Genomic DNA, 17839 nt, shown 5'->3' on the forward strand with positions numbered 1-17839 from the left:
AATCACAATTAAAATTACAGAAACTTGGTAATAGAGAATGATTACAATAAAATAAATCGCTATAACAATACCACCATAACATACTCATATTCAATAATTAAACAAGTAAATTTATTACTATTGCAAAAGTATACACTTAAGCTTGTGTTAATAACGTTTCTTTATACAATAACAGTATATACTTTTGCATGATAAAAGTATATATTATTGTATTCATTAATTTTATAGTTAAAGAAATAGATTAACAATGTTAATAACTACCCCCCGTTATCTTTGCTTCAAAAAGACATTATTTTCCCATACCCTTTGTTTATCTGTCACATTTGTTTTAATTTTGTCTACACTAATCAAAAAAACGATTATGAAAAACTATGGAAACGTACTAACCAGTTTATGCCGGTTTGTCGGATGTGTTCTATTGATGCAATGCTCCGTTTCTTCCTTACACGCTTTTCCTGATTATTATTTCAAACAACTATCCCTACAAGAAGGGCTATCACAGACAACGGTCAACTGCGTACTCAAGGATTACAAAGGAATCATCTGGATTGGTACTCAAATGGGATTGAATCGTTTTGATCAGTATGAACTTAAAAATTACTTTTATGATTCATATTCTCCTAATTCATTACCAGACAATGATATCTGCTTTCTAAAAGAAGACTCCCTGCTCAATCTATGGATAGGTACTCAGGAAGGATTGGCAATTTACAACCGGGGAGAAGATAATTTCACTTTGATCTATCATAACAATGCCCCTGTACAAGCAAAGGCCGCTTGTCTGCTGACGGACGGAATATTATTTGCAGGAACAGGACTGTGGATATACAGCTATGCCGATCGCCAATTGCACAGTCTCCCCATTATTAATAAAGGCAAAGCAATTAATGACTATTTTAAATATATCAAACCTTGGAAAAAAAATACGTATGTGGTAGGCACCCAATGGAAAGGTGTTTATCTCTACCACACAGACAGCCACCAATTAACCCCTTTCACCTCTTGCAAAAAACAACATATAAGTTCTTATTTTATTGACAAACAAAAAAACTTATGGTTATCACCTTATGGTGAAGGTATGATATGTTATGATGTAAACGGCCAAGAAATCGCCCGCTATTCCACACAAAATTCCGATTTGTGCAATGACATTATACTTGACATGCTCATTTACAAAGACGAACTGTGGATAGCTACCGACGGAGGTGGCATTGCGCGTTTAAATCTCGCAGACCGTACCTTTCGCACCATCGAACAGCAAAGCGGAAACAACAACTCACTGCCCAGCAATTCAATAAAAAGCCTGTATGTGGATCATTCACAAAACCTATGGGCCGGTACCATCCGAAACGGACTGTTGAATATTCGCGAAGTATACATGCACACCTTTCAAGATGTACCTTTAAACAACCTTTATGGTCTGAGTAATAAAATAACCTTATGCTTGTATGAGGAAGACGGTTTTATGTATATCGGGACAGATGGCGGAGGTATCAACCGGCTAAACCAAACTGAAAATATATTTAAGCATTACCCCTCATGCAGCAAAGAGAAAGTAGTATCGATAGCAGGATATAATTCAGAAGAACTGATCGCCTCCTTTTATGGGAAAGGACTCTATTTCTTCAACAAAAGAACAGGCCTCTGCCGTCCGTGCAACTTTATAAGCCCGAATCTCAGAGAGCAAATCAATTCCATGGGAATAGCTATCAACATATATCAATTTTCTCCCGGAAAATATTACATACTGGCAGAACAAGTATATATTTATGACCTGAAAACAGCCCGGCTTACCCCTGTACAGATGACACAAATACGCAAAGATACAGACACTCCAATCAGTAATCTTAAAGTTATTGCCTCAAACGACTCCATCACCTACCTTTATGGAGTTAAAAATATTTTTTGTCTGAACAACCGCACCCAAACACTGTCACCGATCTATTATTCCGATTTCAATATCACTATCAACTGTGTCTGCTGCGATTCGCAAGGAGATTTCTGGATAGCAACCAATCGCGGGTTACTAAGATACAACCGTCACAATAAATCTGCTGAAAAAATCGAGACGTCTCTGTTCAGTGAAGCCAGAACAACCGTTTATGATCCTACAGACCGAATTTGGATCGGTGCCCGAAACATGCTGTTCGCTTATTCCATATCGGATAAACGATTTACCATCTTCGACGAAAACGACGGGGCTTTAGCCAATGAATATATGTATACCAACGTTCCCATATCACAATCGGGAGACATTTACCAATGCGGAGTAAACGGCTTATTGCGTATTTGCAAAAATTACCCGTTTAAAGACGGCAATATTCCCACCATAAAATTAATGGATATAGAACTGAATGGAGCAACCATCACCAATCAAGTCTCAGCAACAGGCAAATTGACCATTCCCTATCATTACACCTCACTTATCATCAAACTGATAAGAAATGAAGAGGATGTATTTCGACGGAGAATATACCGGTTTCACATTTCCGGTTTGGCACGCGATATCGAATCGTATGCTCCTTCTTTGGCTCTCTATTCACTATCTCCCGGTCATTATGAAGTATCCGTTTCGTGCAGTAACAGAGATGGTAGCTGGACAGAAATGACACCTATATTAAATCTGGAAATCCCCACTCCATGGTGGCAAAGTCCTTATCTGAAACTGGCACTGATTATTCTCTTTATCATTATCTGCATAGGTTATGTGACTTATTACAACCGGAAAAAAGAGCGTAAACTGCAATGGGAGCTGAAAGAACACAAGCAAAATATGAATGAAGAAAAAATACGTTTCCTCATCAATATGAGCCATGAGTTGAGAACACCCCTTATGCTTATATATGCACCGCTCAAACGTCTGCTTAATAAAGAGGCAATAACCGACAATAAACTAAAAGAACAACTGGAAAGTATCTGCCGGCAAGTCAGACGTATGAAAAATCTGATTGAAATGGTACTTGATGTACGTCGCATAGAAATGGGGCAGAAAGTATTACATCTTTCCACTTGTACGTTCAACAATTGGTTGGAAGAAATCGCCGGGAGTTTCACAAATGAATATGCCAACAAGAATGTACGTCTCCTATATAATTTTGACAACCGTATTAAAGAATGGACATTTGATACCAGCAAATGTGAAATGATAGTATCCAATCTATTAGCAAATGCATTAAAATTCACTCCGGAAGGAAATTCCGTGACATTAACAACGCAAAAAGAAAAGGGAAACATACGTATTTCCGTCATCGATGAAGGTATCGGACTGGACGAAGAAGACATAAAACAGCTTTTTGTACGCTTCTATCAGGGAAAAGACTCAAAAGAAGGAAGCGGCATCGGGCTATCCTATGTGAAAGTACTGGTGGAACTGCAAGGAGGAAAGATCGAAGCCTATAATAATGAGAAAACAGGGGCCACTTTCTGCTTCGAATTGCCCGAAAGAGAAGATAAAAAAAATCCTTCTGAACAGTCCGTCAATATATCACTCAACGATGTGCTCCGTTTTTCCGACAGAGAAAGACAAGAACAAAAACCATCCCAAGAGGAAGAGAATTTCGACACACGCAACTATTCAATACTAATAGTAGAAGATAATATTGAACTGTCCAACTTTCTCAAAGAGGCCTTGAAGGAGCACTTCCAAAAAGTATATACAGCCAACAACGGAGAAGATGCATTCAACATTGCCACACAAAAATTACCCGATATCATTGTCAGCGATATCATGATGCAACAAGGCGATGGTCTGGAACTATGTCAACAAATAAAAAGGCAAGAAAAAACCTGTTTCATTCCCGTGGTGCTACTCACTGCGCGAACGGACATGGAAAGTACAGCATCCGGCTATAAATCGGGAGCTGATATCTATCTTACCAAACCTTTTGAAGTAGATGAATTAATAGTTATAGTACGCAATTTATTGAAAAATCGTAAGATATTACAAAAACACTATCGTAACTATGTGAGTAGTATATCCTCCTATCCAAATATAGAAGAAGAACCGAGTAATGCGGACGAAAGATTTCTCTTCAAACTAAATAATATTATCATAGAGAATCTAAGCAACAACCAATTGGACGTAGATTTTATAGCAGACAAAATGGGCATGTCGCGAACCACGCTCTACAACAGAGTAAAAGCAGTAAATTATGTGGGTATCAACGACTGCATCAATAATTTCCGTATAGAAAAAGCCCTTCAAATGCTACGTGAAACAGATTGCAATATGCTCGAAATATCAGAAGCGGTAGGGTTTAGCAGCCAACGTTATTTTAGCACATTCTTCAAAAAAATGGTAGGTTGTACCCCATCTAAATACAGAGAAGAAAATCAGAAACAGGAGTTAGAAGCAGGAAGTTAAGAGTTAGGAGTTGGGAGTTAGAATAAGAAAATAGCGAAAGGCATCCTCTACTTACTACTTGACTACTGGCTACTAACTACTATATTCCAGCTCCTAAATTCTGACTCCTAACTCCCAAATTCCAACTCCTACCCCAACTGTCCGATACGATTTATCAGTTCGTCACCCAATGCATTCTTATCATCGATATGCTCCAGTACGGCAGTTACAAATGGATTACTTTCAAAATCTCCACGAACTTGCTCGAAATCAAGTTTCATCTCATCTTGCGACCCGTCAGCTCCAAAACCAGTCATTGATGACATGGAGAATTCCTTACGTGCATCGTTATACACCATACGATCCAGCCCGATAACAGCTTCTTTCCAGGATTTTACAATACAGATAATGTCTTTGGCGGTAATTGTCTCCGGATCAAGACCATAAAACTCCTGAATCTTATTATAAGCCCATGTCCACTCATAGGTATAGTAATTGTTGTGCATCTCGGCAAAGCGGGCATTTATTTCTTTCAAACGATTAATTTCACCACTTTCTATCCCGGCCATCAGCTTTTCTATTTCACTCTTCGGAGCGATCAATCCGGATATGTCAACCCATTCTCCCAAACCTATCTCCGTATCCGGTTTCAGCCGTTGGCGAATTTCCTCGTTACTCTGGAACTTAATACCTTCAAGACGTTTGATGATAGAATTGCCCAAAAATTTATGAATGGCTATCTCATAATAACGAATACCGCTATTCAGGGAAGAATTCTTAATCTTGGCACTCTGATAAGAATAAGTTTCGGAAGTTTCGCCGGATACACGTTTCAAATCCTTTAAAATAAAACGCCCCTTAAACATTTTCTGAATAGTATATGGGCTCAGCAAATTATAATTAATATAATCGAGCTTGTTCGGATCTTTACGTTTATCGCGTTTCGGCCATTTCTGGGCATCACGAATGGTACCCACACTCCGTAAGTTCACTCCCGGTACAAGGAAAGTGGTATTCTGCTGTTCGATCAGATAAGAAAACGGCAGATTGGATGTATCGGCATGGTTCACATGACGTCCCATTACCAATGAAAATGCACCGACACGGGCCGGCCAGAGGATATAAGAATCCGAAGTGGTCTTCGCTCCACGTTCCAATGTACCTTGGTGAATAGGACCGAGTTTATACATGTGGTTACTCTGATTAGACCCGGAACCGGCATTCATAAACGAAAACATACCGGCAATCAGCAAGGTCGACTTATGATGTGTAACCGTATAAGGGCCGGCGAAAATAGCACAAGCCTCTCCGTTTTCTCCCTGACAATTACTGAAAAATAAGGAATCGGAAGCCGAATAATTATGCCCTAACTGACAAGCTTGTCCCACAAAACAACGAGTCAGCAGCGCACCGTCATCCACGTGTGATCCGGAAGAAATAATGAAATCGTCACAGATCACCCCGTGTCCGATATGAACCGGTGCCACCGCATTACTATTGACACTACCATTCGATAAACGGCATGTACCGCAAATATGACAACAATCGCCTATCCGTACATTTTTAATGGAACCGGTATTAAGTATCATCACATGATTACCGATTGTCCCCACAGTGGAAGCATGCTTATTAGAATAATAATCGGTAATCTTCTTCATACGGTCTATCAGCTCCGGACGATGACGATATAAAGCTAAGATATAAGCCTGATGCGCTGAAAGTTTGTCATTAATCAGCACTTCCCGGCCACCCGTTTCATTTAGAACAGCAACTTCTACTCCATTGCCAAAAGTCGTACGACCATCTACCAAAATGATATCTACATTTTCAATAAATGCATTATCCCCAATTTCATAGTTCGCAATGTAGTTCTGAATATTTTCAATGCAGCAGTTATCCCCTACTGTCACATTGTGCAGTGTCACATGACGTAGGCCGGCATGTTTTTTTATTCCACCCGGCAATGTAAAATCCGAATGAAAAACTCCTAACTTTACTTCACCCGAAAAGCGGGTGTGATGAACGTACTCGGTGGTAAAATCTTCTGCTACAAAGACTTTTCCCCAATCATCCGCCAGACACGACTGACTCTTTAACTGAAGAATTTCGTCTTCAGTCAATCCTCGGTAAATTTTTCCCATAATGTAAGTAATATAATGATGTGCCGATACAACAATGTATCCATACGACAATTGGCCGCACTATATTATTTACTAATACACCGCACGGCAATTGGCACATTGGCGTATTGACACATTAAATAATTATTCCTCCTCTTCTTCGTAAGTCTGATAAAGGAAATCATTATAGGGATACTTCTGTACGTGTAACTCTTTTACGCGTTTATAAACTACACTCTTCAGTTCTTCTATATTGATTCGTTCGCGGGCGGAAATGAACAGGCAATTGTCTTCCATTTTTGCCATCCACGTCTTCATCAGTTCTTCGAGTGTTAAGTTTTCTTTTGTTCTGGGGGTAAGGTCGTCTGCCGCTTTCTCCACGTAGGTATAAGCGTCTATTTTATTAAATATAAGTATCATAGGTTTCCCGGCACCACCGATATCGGCCAGGGTTTTATTCACCACCTCTATCTGTTCCTCAAATCCGGGATGGGAAATATCGACAACATGCAGCAACAAATCCGCTTCACGCACCTCATCGAGAGTAGATTTGAAAGAGTCTACGAGGTCCGTCGGCAATTTACGGATAAAACCGACGGTATCGGACAGCAAAAAAGGCAAATTGTCAATTATTACCTTGCGTACGGTAGTATCGAGAGTTGCAAAGAGCTTATTCTCGGCAAACACTTCACTCTTTGCAAGAAGATTCATCATGGTCGACTTTCCGACATTGGTATATCCCACAAGAGCCACACGAATCATTCTGCCACGATTTTTCCGTTGAGTAGATTTCTGTTTGTCAATTTCTGCTAAACGTTCCTTCAACAACGACATACGGTTCAATATGATACGGCGGTCCATCTCGAGCTGAGTTTCACCGGGACCACGAAGTCCCACTGAGCCACCTTTACCACTACCCGATCCGGAACCACCCCCCTGTCGTTCAAGGTGAGTCCACAAACGCTGCAAACGGGGGAGCATGTACTTATACTGAGCCAGCTCCACTTGCGTTTTCGCATTGGCAGTCTGTGCACGCATCGCAAATATGTCGAGGATAAGCGAAGTACGGTCCAATATCTTGACTTTCAGTTCCGCTTCGATGTTACGTATCTGTTTAGCCGAAAGTTCATCGTCAAAAATGACCATTCCGACTTCCCGTTCGTTTTCTTCTTCATTCAGGATATATTCTTTTATCTCTTCCAACTTTCCTTTTCCCACATAAGTTACAGAATTGGCGGTCGGCAACTTTTGGGTAAACTTTTTCACAACTTCCGCCCCAGCCGTCTCGGCAAGGAATGCCAGTTCATCGAGATACTCGTTCGTTTTACGCTCATCCTGAACTTGCGTAATAATACCGACAAGTATCGCTGTTTCGACCTGAGCTTCGGAGATTACAAATTCTTTCATTCTTTATTTCTCGTATATAATATGTGCGCAAATATATAGTTATTTTTGCAGAAAGCCTTGTTCTATAAGCTTATTTAATTCGGAAACAATATTTTTATAGTCCGCCCGCCGTCCGCATTCATGCCATTCAGTGATAGGGTCTTTATCTCGGATATGTGCTTTCAACTCCTCCATAGAGGGAGCTGAGGACAATCGGCTATACTCTTCATAAGTATAAGAAAGGAAAGCGACATTCCGACCTATTCCCCTGTTGTCCAACCAATAGCCATCGTTCAGAAGAGTCGGCAGGCAGAGTTTTCCTCCAATAAAAAGATCACGCGGATGCGGATAAGAGAGAATTTGTGTACGGGAATCGTCCATCAATACCGGAACCAGATGAGAATAATCGCCTTTAGTCTTATAAACAAACACTCTTGGGGAACTGACAGCCGCAGACCCTCCCCGTACAGGTGTCTCTATAATCATTTGATTTCCCATATTCTGCTCCTCTTTCAATTGTGTAGCCGGAGTACGACAAGCACTCAACATCAGTGCAAAAAACATACAACCGGCCGTGATACAAACAATCTGCTTCATGTAGATAACTTTGTGATTTCAAACAAAAATAGAAATAAAACACAAAACCGGCAAGTTTGAATGCTATTTGTTTCAAACTTACCGGTTACCTTTATTTAATTATATTTACACCTATCCGGATCGTTTCTTAATAAACTTCCCACGATAAATCTTATCCTCAGAATGTAATATAAGAATGTAACCTCCTTTAGTCAGAACGTCTACCGGCAAAGCATAAGTCTCGCCATCGTGTATAGGTGGATATCATTGCCATACAAAAAAAGACCATTCTTTCACAAGAACGGCCTTTCAAAAACACTTTATTTATAATGTAAAGGGACGAAACCCTTTAAACATTTCATTGATTATCAATTCAAGCAGTAGATCACAACCCTTCATTCAAGTCGGTTTCTCCAGTAGGTATCGACCACTTCCAGAATGTCTTGTCACATACTCCGTCTTTGTAGCCGAATGTTCCGGAAACAGAAGCATCATAGTTACCGCCTTCTGCAAATGATTTTCTGACAACAGCAATTCCCCAACGTTTGCAATCGAGCCAACTATGTCCTTCACCCCAAAGCTCCAAACGTCTATACTTAGCTATTTCCTCAAAAAGCTGCTCTCCTGTCAAGTCACAAGAATACTCCGGATCACGGCCGGATGTTTTATTCAATTCAATCAGATTATCCCGTGCCGGTTGAGGGTTACCGCTATTCAGGAAATAATTGGCTTCTGCTTCAATTAGCAACATTTCCGAAGACCGGATCAACGGAATGGAACCGATTCCCGGCATACCTTCACAGGCATATTTAAGGCTGGTATAAGCATTATAAGGAGTCTCTGTCATATCTGAGAAATTGGTTTTGATGTATTCTTCTGCATTTGCATATGCTTCATCGCCGTCAGCACCGTCAGCAAACATTCCAACCATACTGGAAGTCTGTGTATCCAAAACTTCTTCTACAGTTTTGCCCTCAGGAAGGAATGTTCCTTTGTGTAAGAATAATCCTTTACGAATATCACTGTCTGATATCTCATCGATAAAATCACGAGCTACACAAACATGATAATGTTGGTTGGTAGCATAATAACCGTTTCGAGCGAAAACGACTAAAAAAGCACCGTAATACAGTGTTTCCTGCGCATCATTAAATGTTCCCCAAATCCATTCGCTGTTGTTCTGGTAGAATCCTGCCTTATAGTCTGATACACTCATCAGAGAGCGACCTTCACGAGCTGCCTTGGCATTGTCGAGTGCAGTCTGGTAGTCGCCTTTGGAAAGAGCCACACGGGCTAAAATAGCTTCGGCAACATTCTGATCGGGATAACAGGCAGCCGACGTTCCATAGAAAGAATCACGAGTAATGTCACCGTTAGCTTTAAACAGGGAAATTGCTTGATTCAGATCCGAATAGATTTGCTCGTAGGTCTGAGCTAAAGTCGATAACGGCATATCACCGGTAGATTCATCTATACGCAGAACGATTCCTTCGGATCCTCCGTTATTGCTTTCTTTCCATGAATCGCAATATATCTGGCTTAAGCGAAAGAAAGAATAGGCACGAAAAGTAAGTGCACCGGCTTTAATATAATCTTTTTCGCTTTGTTCGCCTTCGGCAGCATCGATATTTGCTAAAACCGTATTGGCGTTTCCTATGATGCTATAGTAGTAGTACCATGGATAAGCACAGTAACCGGATGTTACATTCTGTGTAAACTTATTATTAAATATAACAGACCATCCCGGCGACATCAACGGATAATTGAAATCACGCCCCGGATATTCTAAATAGTATTGTATGACAGTACCTTCGCCATTATTTGCAAAGTAATCCCAATATGCTCCGTGTTGCATACTCATCAATTTACATAAGCCATTGATTGCTTTTTTGGCATTTTCTGTCGTACTGAGAACAGCTTCATTCGAAGCCTGATCGGTCGGTTCGGTCTGCAGCCAACTGTCAGAGCAACTGCTACCGAAAATTAATATTCCACTTAAAGCGGAAGCAAGTATATATTTAGTCGAAATTTTCATATTTCTGAATTATTTAGGGTTAAAATTTCAAGTTCAATCCGAATGAGACAACACGTGCGGTCACATAAGTCTGGTCTGCACCTCCACTGTAGCTATACTGTGGATTCATACCTTTACGAGCAGCAATTGTAAATGCATTTTCGACTGAAGCATAGACACGTAAACCATCTATATTCAATTTATTAGTAATTTTAGATGGGAAATCATATCCCAAGTTAATATTCTTCATCACGAAATAAGATGCATTCTGTAACCACCGGGAACTTGATATACCAAAATATTGAGAAGCAGTAGACATGGCTGCACGAGGAATTCCGTTCGGATCGATACGATTCGGAGATGTCTCTGTAATACCTTCGGGAGTACCATTCCATGATTGAAGCATGTCTTCATGTAATGCCGATGCACTATTGGCAGACATTCCCATCAAACTGGCATAATTCGTATCATACACTTTCCCGCCTAAAGAGAATGTTCCCAACATAGATAAAGAAATTCCTTTATAAGTCAACGAAGTATTGATACTGCCGTAAGTTTTTGGCAGAGCAGAGCCATGCCATTCACGAAGGCCGTAACTACCCGGATTATAACAATAATATTGACCATTGATTTCAAAAACATTTCCACTACTGATATTATCGTCCGTCACTTTTTCCGGATCGGCTACATATATGGCCATACCATCCATTTGATCGACACCCGCATAAGTGTAAGTAAAGAACTCATAGATACTCTTACCCTCACTCAACTTCTGCACCCCTTTAGTAATGTCTTTATGATCAGGCAGTTTGACTATTTCATTCTTAAGGAAAGTCAGATTGACACCTAAATTCCAACGCCAATTCTTATTATAGATAATATCAGCATCCAATGCCAAATCCACTCCTTTGTTGGATACAGTACCGATATTTTTAGTTATGATAGAACGTCCGGTAGGATCAACCGTAGTGGTTCCCCAAAGATCTGTAGGACCAGCTGACAACGGGTTATAAACATCGAATAACAGATCTTTGGAACGTTTGTCAAAATAATCGATAGAAAAGTTCAAACGATCAAACAGTCTTCCTTCCAACGCAATGTCAATAGAACTGGACTTTTCCCATTTTAATTCAGGATTGGCAAGCTGGCTCTTGATGTATGCTCCCTGGTGTGCATTGGTATCAGCCAGATATAATGCTTGATAAGCATAATAAGCAGCACTTTGGTCATTACCCACTTCACCATAAGAAGCACGAAGCTTTAAGTTATTAATCCAATTGAGTGATTTCATAAAATTCTCCTCCGAAATGATCCAACTGGCACCGATTGACCAGAAGTTACCCCAAGGATCTCTGAAACGGGATGAACCGTCCCTACGAAATGAGAGATCTGCAAAATAACGCATAGCATAACTGTAACGTGCTCTTCCCAAATAACTTTCCGTAGTATAATTATCCTCATATCCGGTCGCGCTTGTAGTTTCTGCAAAATTGGAACCTTGCGTATTCCCCTCAAGCATCATGTTGGTTTTGGAATACTGATTCAACGAGTAAGTCATTTTATATGCTTCGTGTGCCAACAACACATCTACATGATGAAAATCAAAGTCATGTTTCCAATAAAGCTCCTGACTGAATCGATATTCACGCTGGCGGTCATCATAGTTAAACAATCGTCCGTTATTGGCCGCACCGTCTCCTACATTGGTATTATTAAAACGTACCCGGTTTTGATTATATGTATAAATATCTCCCTTGACCGTCGCTTCAAAATCTTTTAAAAATGAAACAGTACCATAAGTCTGTCCACTGATTGTGGTTCTATTTTTACGGTCAAAGTCATTTTTCATTTCATAAATGATGTGACGGTCATTCAAGTAATCATTGGCACCTCCAATGTGCAGATTATATTCTTTACTTCCTTCTTCGTCAGTCATAATACTACCATCGGCATTATGTTTGTATATCGGGTACACCGGTGCCATCATCATAGTTTGATAAAACGGATTAGCATATGCTGCTCCACCTTCGCTGGCCCCCTCCGAATAATTATTCTTACTGACAGCTCCGTTAAGATTGACACCTGCCTTAAACCATTTCACCGGACGGAAATTAGCATTCAGACGAGCGGAGAAACGTTCAAAATCAGAACTGATAGTATATCCCTGCTCTTTCAAATAACCGAATGATGCAAATACGTCATATTTGTCTTTTGCGACATCACTGCTCATATTGTATTCCTGACGGTGTCCGGTGCGTTCCACTTCTTTGCTCCAATCCAAATCGTCATATCCCGGAAGTACATTAGCGATGAAATTACCGTTACTATCAAATAACTTATCATTTGCCGCATCAAATATATTCGATTTGATAATTCCCATCACATTCTTAGTTGCATATTCTCCCGGTGTCATAGAGCCCAACTTGTCAGCCATGTCTATGGCTGCATATTCAGCTTCCCCTTTCCACATAGTTTCCATCCAATCTTTGATACCCAACCGATCATATTGTGGAAGACCACGCATATACATACCCTGTTTGATGCTAACCCGGAAATTAAGGCGTTCCGATTTACCTCTTTTGGTATTAATAAGTATGACACCATTGGCTGCCTTATTTCCATAAAGAGCAGAAGAAGCAGCATCTTTCAATACCGAGATACTTTCGATATCATCACTGTTAACGTCATTGAGACTACCGCTATAAGGAGTTCCATCGATAACAATCAAAGGAGAGTTCTCACCGTTCACAGAACTAAAGCCTCTGATTCGAATAGACATTTTGTCGCTTCCGGGCTCACCATATGTATTATTGATTTGGATACCCGGTGCCGAACCTTCCAATGAACCGGCGGCATTGGTAACAGGACGCATCTCTATATCTTTTGCATCCAGGGCAGATACAGCACCTGTAATAGACTTTTTACTGGCTGTACCATAAGCCACTACTACCACTTCTTCAAGTGACTGTGCATCAGACTTTAGCACAACCTTTACAGTCGGTTTGATCGCCACTTCCTGTGTCTGCATTCCGATGTAAGAAATCTGCAAAGTCTTTGCAGAACTATAATCATTATCAATGTATTTATAATCAATTGATTACATTTATTATTTTAACTTTGAAATATTATTTTTTATCATACTATCAATTTGATAATCAATTATATATCGTTTTTGACTCTCCTGGTATAGTTATATATGAGATACCTATTTGTTGTTAAAATCTATATGTAATTAATTGGTATTCAATCAATAGTGGTTTGTAATAATAATAAATTGAAATACTATTTCTTCACTTTATAGTTAATTGATTATTGTAATGTTAATTATTATTGCAGACCTTAAGGCAGTTTTATAATATCGAATATAAAAATGAAATCATAATTGCACTTGTAAAATGTGTATAAATATATTACTTGCAAATAGGCTCTTATTAGTGTTTTACAATAAAACATGAACTCTACCTATATTTAAATTGCCATATAAAAATGGCGCATATAGTTAAAATTGCAATTTAAAAGTTGCAATTTATTTGATTATTGCAACTTTTATCTGGCAGTTTTGTATCTTTGTACTATAAACTTATATAATATGGAACAATTATTTGAACTTTTCCGTAGATTACTGAATTTGACAGATACATCCTACATTCGCTATTTACACGACGATATCAATTGGTCTGCCAGAATGTTAGGAATAATAGGACCCAGAGGAGTAGGAAAAACAACTATGCTATTGCAGCATATAAAGTTACATCACTCACTGGAAGATACGCTTTTTGTCAATGCCGATGATCTTTATTTCGCAGAACATAAGCTTTTCGATTTAGCTTCTGTTTTTTATAAAAATGGTGGGAAACACCTTTTCATTGATGAAGTCCATAAGTACCAGAACTGGTCTAAAGAATTAAAAATGATTTATGATTATTTCCCAGACTTTCAAGTTGTATTTACCGGTTCCTCTATTCTTGATATTTACAAAGGAAATGCTGATTTAAGCCGCAGGGCATTGAGTTATTTCCTGCCAGGGCTTTCTTTTCGAGAGTATATAATGTTATCTAAGGGGATACAAATACTACCTTATTCTTTACAAGATATATTAAATCATAAAGTAGAACTTCCGGGAGTTAATCACCCGTTACCATTGTTCAAAGAATATTTAGAAAATGGTTATTATCCATTTTTTAGTGATCCCGGATATGACCAACGCCTACGTAATATCATTAATTTAACTGTCGAAAATGATATACCAATTTATGCAAATATGAATGTAGCAACTACCAAAAAAATCCGGCAATTACTTTATGTTATATCACAAAGTGTACCTTTTAAACCCAATTTTACCAAAATTGGACAACTGATAGGCGTACATCGTAATCTTATTACTGATTTTCTATATTATTTAGAAAGAGCTGGTATAATAGCTCAGCTACGTAATGGTACAGGAGGAATTCGTTTACTCGGAAAAATAGAAAAGATCTATTTGGATAATACTAATTTAGTCTATGCCTTGGCTGAAAACAAACCCGATACAGGAAACATTCGGGAAACATTTTTTCTCTCTCAAATGAAAGTTCACCATAAAGTGATTTCATCAGAGAAGTCAGATTTTGAAATAGATAACTATACTTTTGAAATAGGAGGGGCAGGAAAACAGCAAAAACAAATACATGGTATAGAAAATGCTTATGTGGTAAAAGACGATATAGAATATGGATACAATAACACAATACCTTTGTGGCATTTCGGATTCAATTATTAACATTGCGGTAAATAGTAGCGCATGTTAAATCCATCCTATATTCCCAACAATACAATAAATAATTCAGATGGTCATGTAAAGAAATGAAAAGAGGGTGCGCTTCACAAAAGGGTACCCTCTTACTATATATGCAATATAGCATCATTTCAAATAAATGTTATGAATTATAAGCCAGATATAAAATCGACGATTTTGACTATGCTTTCTGTATCATTCTTTATTCGATTCTTCTTTATAAATAATGCTATCTCTTTCTTTAGATCAGGAAACAACTTTACCAGTTCTTTGGCTTTAGTAAATTTCTTCAATTGATTATCTACTTCAATATAATACAGAACGTAAGGTTCCGCTTTATAGTTTTCGGGTAATTTCAATTGATAGATTTCCCCGGATGTGTTTAATGATGAAATATTATCAACAGCCGTAGTTGAAGAAGTACCATAGCCGATGTTTTGTGCTTGAATACTCATCCGGCAACGATAAGAAGCGTATAAAGTATACTTATTCCGTGACAAGACTTCATAAAAACGATTGTCAACCGGAACAAACTTTCGTTTATCAAAATAGACCGTATCAATCTGATCTATCGGATACAATGCCATATTCTTACCTTCTGGTGAAATATAAATCATCTCTTCTGTGGCTTTATTATAATTGAGTGCAGTCCGATTTTCCTTCTTGTTTTTGTATAAAATCGTGGCGTCTCTAAACTGGTTGAACAGAAAATGATTATCTATACTCTGTCCTACAACATTAACTCCCCAAAACAATAAGGGGGCTATTTGTATGATACGGATTTTTAGCAAATTCATTCTATAAATATTTTTCGTTTATACATATTGTTTCCGGATAGAATGGATACAATATAGATACCTTGAGAAAATTGTTTCAACGAAAGTTGGTTCGTGTTTTTAGTTTGTTCCAAAACTTTGCCTGAAATATCTGTTACGACAATAGACTCAACGTTTTCATCTGATGACACATACAGTGTATTATCCACCATTTTTAGTTGCATCTTTCTATCATCAAAAAGATTTTCAAAGCCAGTAGGAATATCTTCTATTTCGAAAGTCAACTTATCATCTTCCATGATCACATTTCTAATTCTCAGGCCACCGTCCGAATTATCTGACAAGAAAGGCTTAGGGAATGTTTTATCTGTCATTACAGCACCCGAAGTTGTCTGATAAGCGGCTTCATCCAAAAAACCATTTTCCGTTAATGAACCAAAGGGACGATAAATATAAACTTCATCAGGAGGACCGTTGCGATTCCCTTCACTGACCGTTGTATTGATTCTATAAATGAGTAGCCCTGACCGGATCAGATTTTTTTCATACTTTCCTTCTTTTTTCCGGTATTCCAAAACAAAATATTCATTTGGATTAGTAGAGTTAACTTTATAACAACTATTTTCTGCACTCTGAGATAATGGAAGTAGTGTATAGGTACCCGGTTGGGTTATTGTAGGCATATCTTTAATCCAACTTTGGCCTGCATACATCCATTTCATATAGGCTCCCATGTGACACCAACCACTGTTCATCAGATCCCAACTACCCACAGGATCGAGATTCTGACTTTCTTCACTATAATGATATAAATCCGGTGCACCTAATGCATGGAACATCTCATGGCAAAGTGTATTCACGGTAACTTGGTTCTCGGGTTGGAAAACATAATCCATCACTCGCTTACCATGAATGTAGCATTCCTTAGTATAAAGCGACCAACGGTGTGCCCACAATAAATCACTCCAGCCATCACTATTTCCTTGAATGACAAAACAGACATTGTCTATATAGCCGTCGTTGTCATTATCCAGCTCATCCGGCGTAAAATCTTGTTCGATACTGGCTTTTACTGCATCAATAGCATTTACTATCAAGTTATGTTCTCTATTTGTCGACTCGTCACTTGTTTTATAGCCATCAGGGTTAGTTGTTGCATTATAAGGGCGATAAAAGCCTCTGTTATGAAAATCGATGTAACCATTAGCGGTAGAAGTCATATCCGAAGTTTTGGGATAAAAATGTGAAGTGATATCCAAATTACTGTATGATACCTCCTTATAATAGTCTTTCAATGATCCGCTCGAAGATGTAGTACTATTGAACCGACTGTCATATACCGATCTCTTTTTTGAGAATGTGGTAGCATCTTTAAAAGAAACAAATATGACGATATTGTTTAATGGATTTTTATGAGAGGCATATTGAGGTTTAGTAGTTCTGGTCATTGGCTGAATTTGCATTCGTTCCCGGCGTTTGTCGTATTGTTGTTTTGATATTTTCAACCAAGGAACGATTTTTGTTTTTGATGGTAATTCATCATCCACCCGATATATTGAAGGTACCAGTTCTCCTTTATCGTTTTTAATTGCATAATAACAATAACCATCTTCTGCTTGTACAATGGTGTACCCGTCTTTATCATGTATCCAATGATAAAATTCGTCACCAGATGCATACAAAGCTAACTGACTTCCATCGGCTTGAGTAACAATGGTTTCCAAAAAGCGGAAAGGAGCTGCATATATACCCAAACATGTGCAACACAGAAAGACAATAAATAATAGATTCCTTTTCATAATATATTTGTTTTTAGACAAATAAGGTCACCTTAATATCAGGTGACCTTAT

9 protein-coding genes are annotated in these 17839 nt (G+C 38.6%); 2 read left to right on the forward strand and 7 right to left on the reverse strand.

Annotated elements, in window-relative coordinates; all coding sequences use genetic code 11:
• The first annotated feature begins 361 nt into the window (after positions 1-361).
• Positions 362-4363, forward strand: coding sequence for a hybrid sensor histidine kinase/response regulator transcription factor (locus tag HMPREF1532_RS05595; protein WP_244266404.1), 4002 nt, complete (start codon positions 362-364; stop codon positions 4361-4363).
• A 128-nt stretch (positions 4364-4491) separates the two neighbouring features.
• Here the strand turns inward: HMPREF1532_RS05595 and HMPREF1532_RS05600 are convergent, their stop codons facing one another.
• The 5 genes from HMPREF1532_RS05600 to HMPREF1532_RS05620 form a co-directional block, all read right to left on the reverse strand.
• Positions 4492-6483, reverse strand: a complete 1992-nt coding sequence (locus tag HMPREF1532_RS05600; protein WP_005926055.1) for a DUF4954 family protein — start codon at positions 6481-6483, stop codon at positions 4492-4494.
• A 123-nt stretch (positions 6484-6606) separates the two neighbouring features.
• The gene (hflX, locus tag HMPREF1532_RS05605; RefSeq protein ID WP_005926058.1) at positions 6607-7869 is read right to left on the reverse strand and encodes a GTPase HflX; all 1263 of its coding nucleotides are present in this window, start codon (positions 7867-7869) and stop codon (positions 6607-6609) included.
• A gap of 39 nt (positions 7870-7908) precedes the next feature.
• A complete protein-coding gene (locus HMPREF1532_RS05610; protein WP_005926061.1) occupies positions 7909-8445 on the reverse strand; it encodes a hypothetical protein in 537 nt (178 codons plus the stop codon).
• A 364-nt stretch (positions 8446-8809) separates the two neighbouring features.
• On the reverse strand, positions 8810-10459 hold the full coding sequence (locus HMPREF1532_RS05615) for a RagB/SusD family nutrient uptake outer membrane protein (protein ID WP_005926063.1): 1650 nt from the start codon (positions 10457-10459) through the stop codon (positions 8810-8812).
• A 19-nt stretch (positions 10460-10478) separates the two neighbouring features.
• Positions 10479-13487, reverse strand: coding sequence for a SusC/RagA family TonB-linked outer membrane protein (locus HMPREF1532_RS05620; protein ID WP_224206859.1), 3009 nt, complete (start codon positions 13485-13487; stop codon positions 10479-10481).
• 540 nt (positions 13488-14027) lie between these two features.
• On the opposite strand from HMPREF1532_RS05620, the gene HMPREF1532_RS05625 reads away from it, so the two are divergent.
• On the forward strand, positions 14028-15197 hold the full coding sequence (locus HMPREF1532_RS05625) for an ATP-binding protein (protein ID WP_005926069.1): 1170 nt from the start codon (positions 14028-14030) through the stop codon (positions 15195-15197).
• 164 nt (positions 15198-15361) lie between these two features.
• Here HMPREF1532_RS05625 and HMPREF1532_RS05630 read toward each other — a convergent pair whose 3' ends face one another.
• Together HMPREF1532_RS05630 and HMPREF1532_RS05635 are read right to left on the reverse strand one after the other, a co-directional pair.
• Positions 15362-16009, reverse strand: a complete 648-nt coding sequence (locus HMPREF1532_RS05630; RefSeq protein ID WP_005926073.1) for a hypothetical protein — start codon at positions 16007-16009, stop codon at positions 15362-15364.
• On the reverse strand, positions 16006-17787 hold the full coding sequence (locus HMPREF1532_RS05635; RefSeq protein ID WP_005926076.1) for a M6 family metalloprotease domain-containing protein: 1782 nt from the start codon (positions 17785-17787) through the stop codon (positions 16006-16008). Before HMPREF1532_RS05635 ends, HMPREF1532_RS05630 begins: the two co-directional genes overlap by 4 nt.
• Positions 17788-17839: the final 52 nt, after the last annotated feature.

Source organism: Bacteroides salyersiae WAL 10018 = DSM 18765 = JCM 12988 (genome assembly GCF_000381365.1).
GTDB classification, from domain to species: domain Bacteria; phylum Bacteroidota; class Bacteroidia; order Bacteroidales; family Bacteroidaceae; genus Bacteroides; species Bacteroides salyersiae.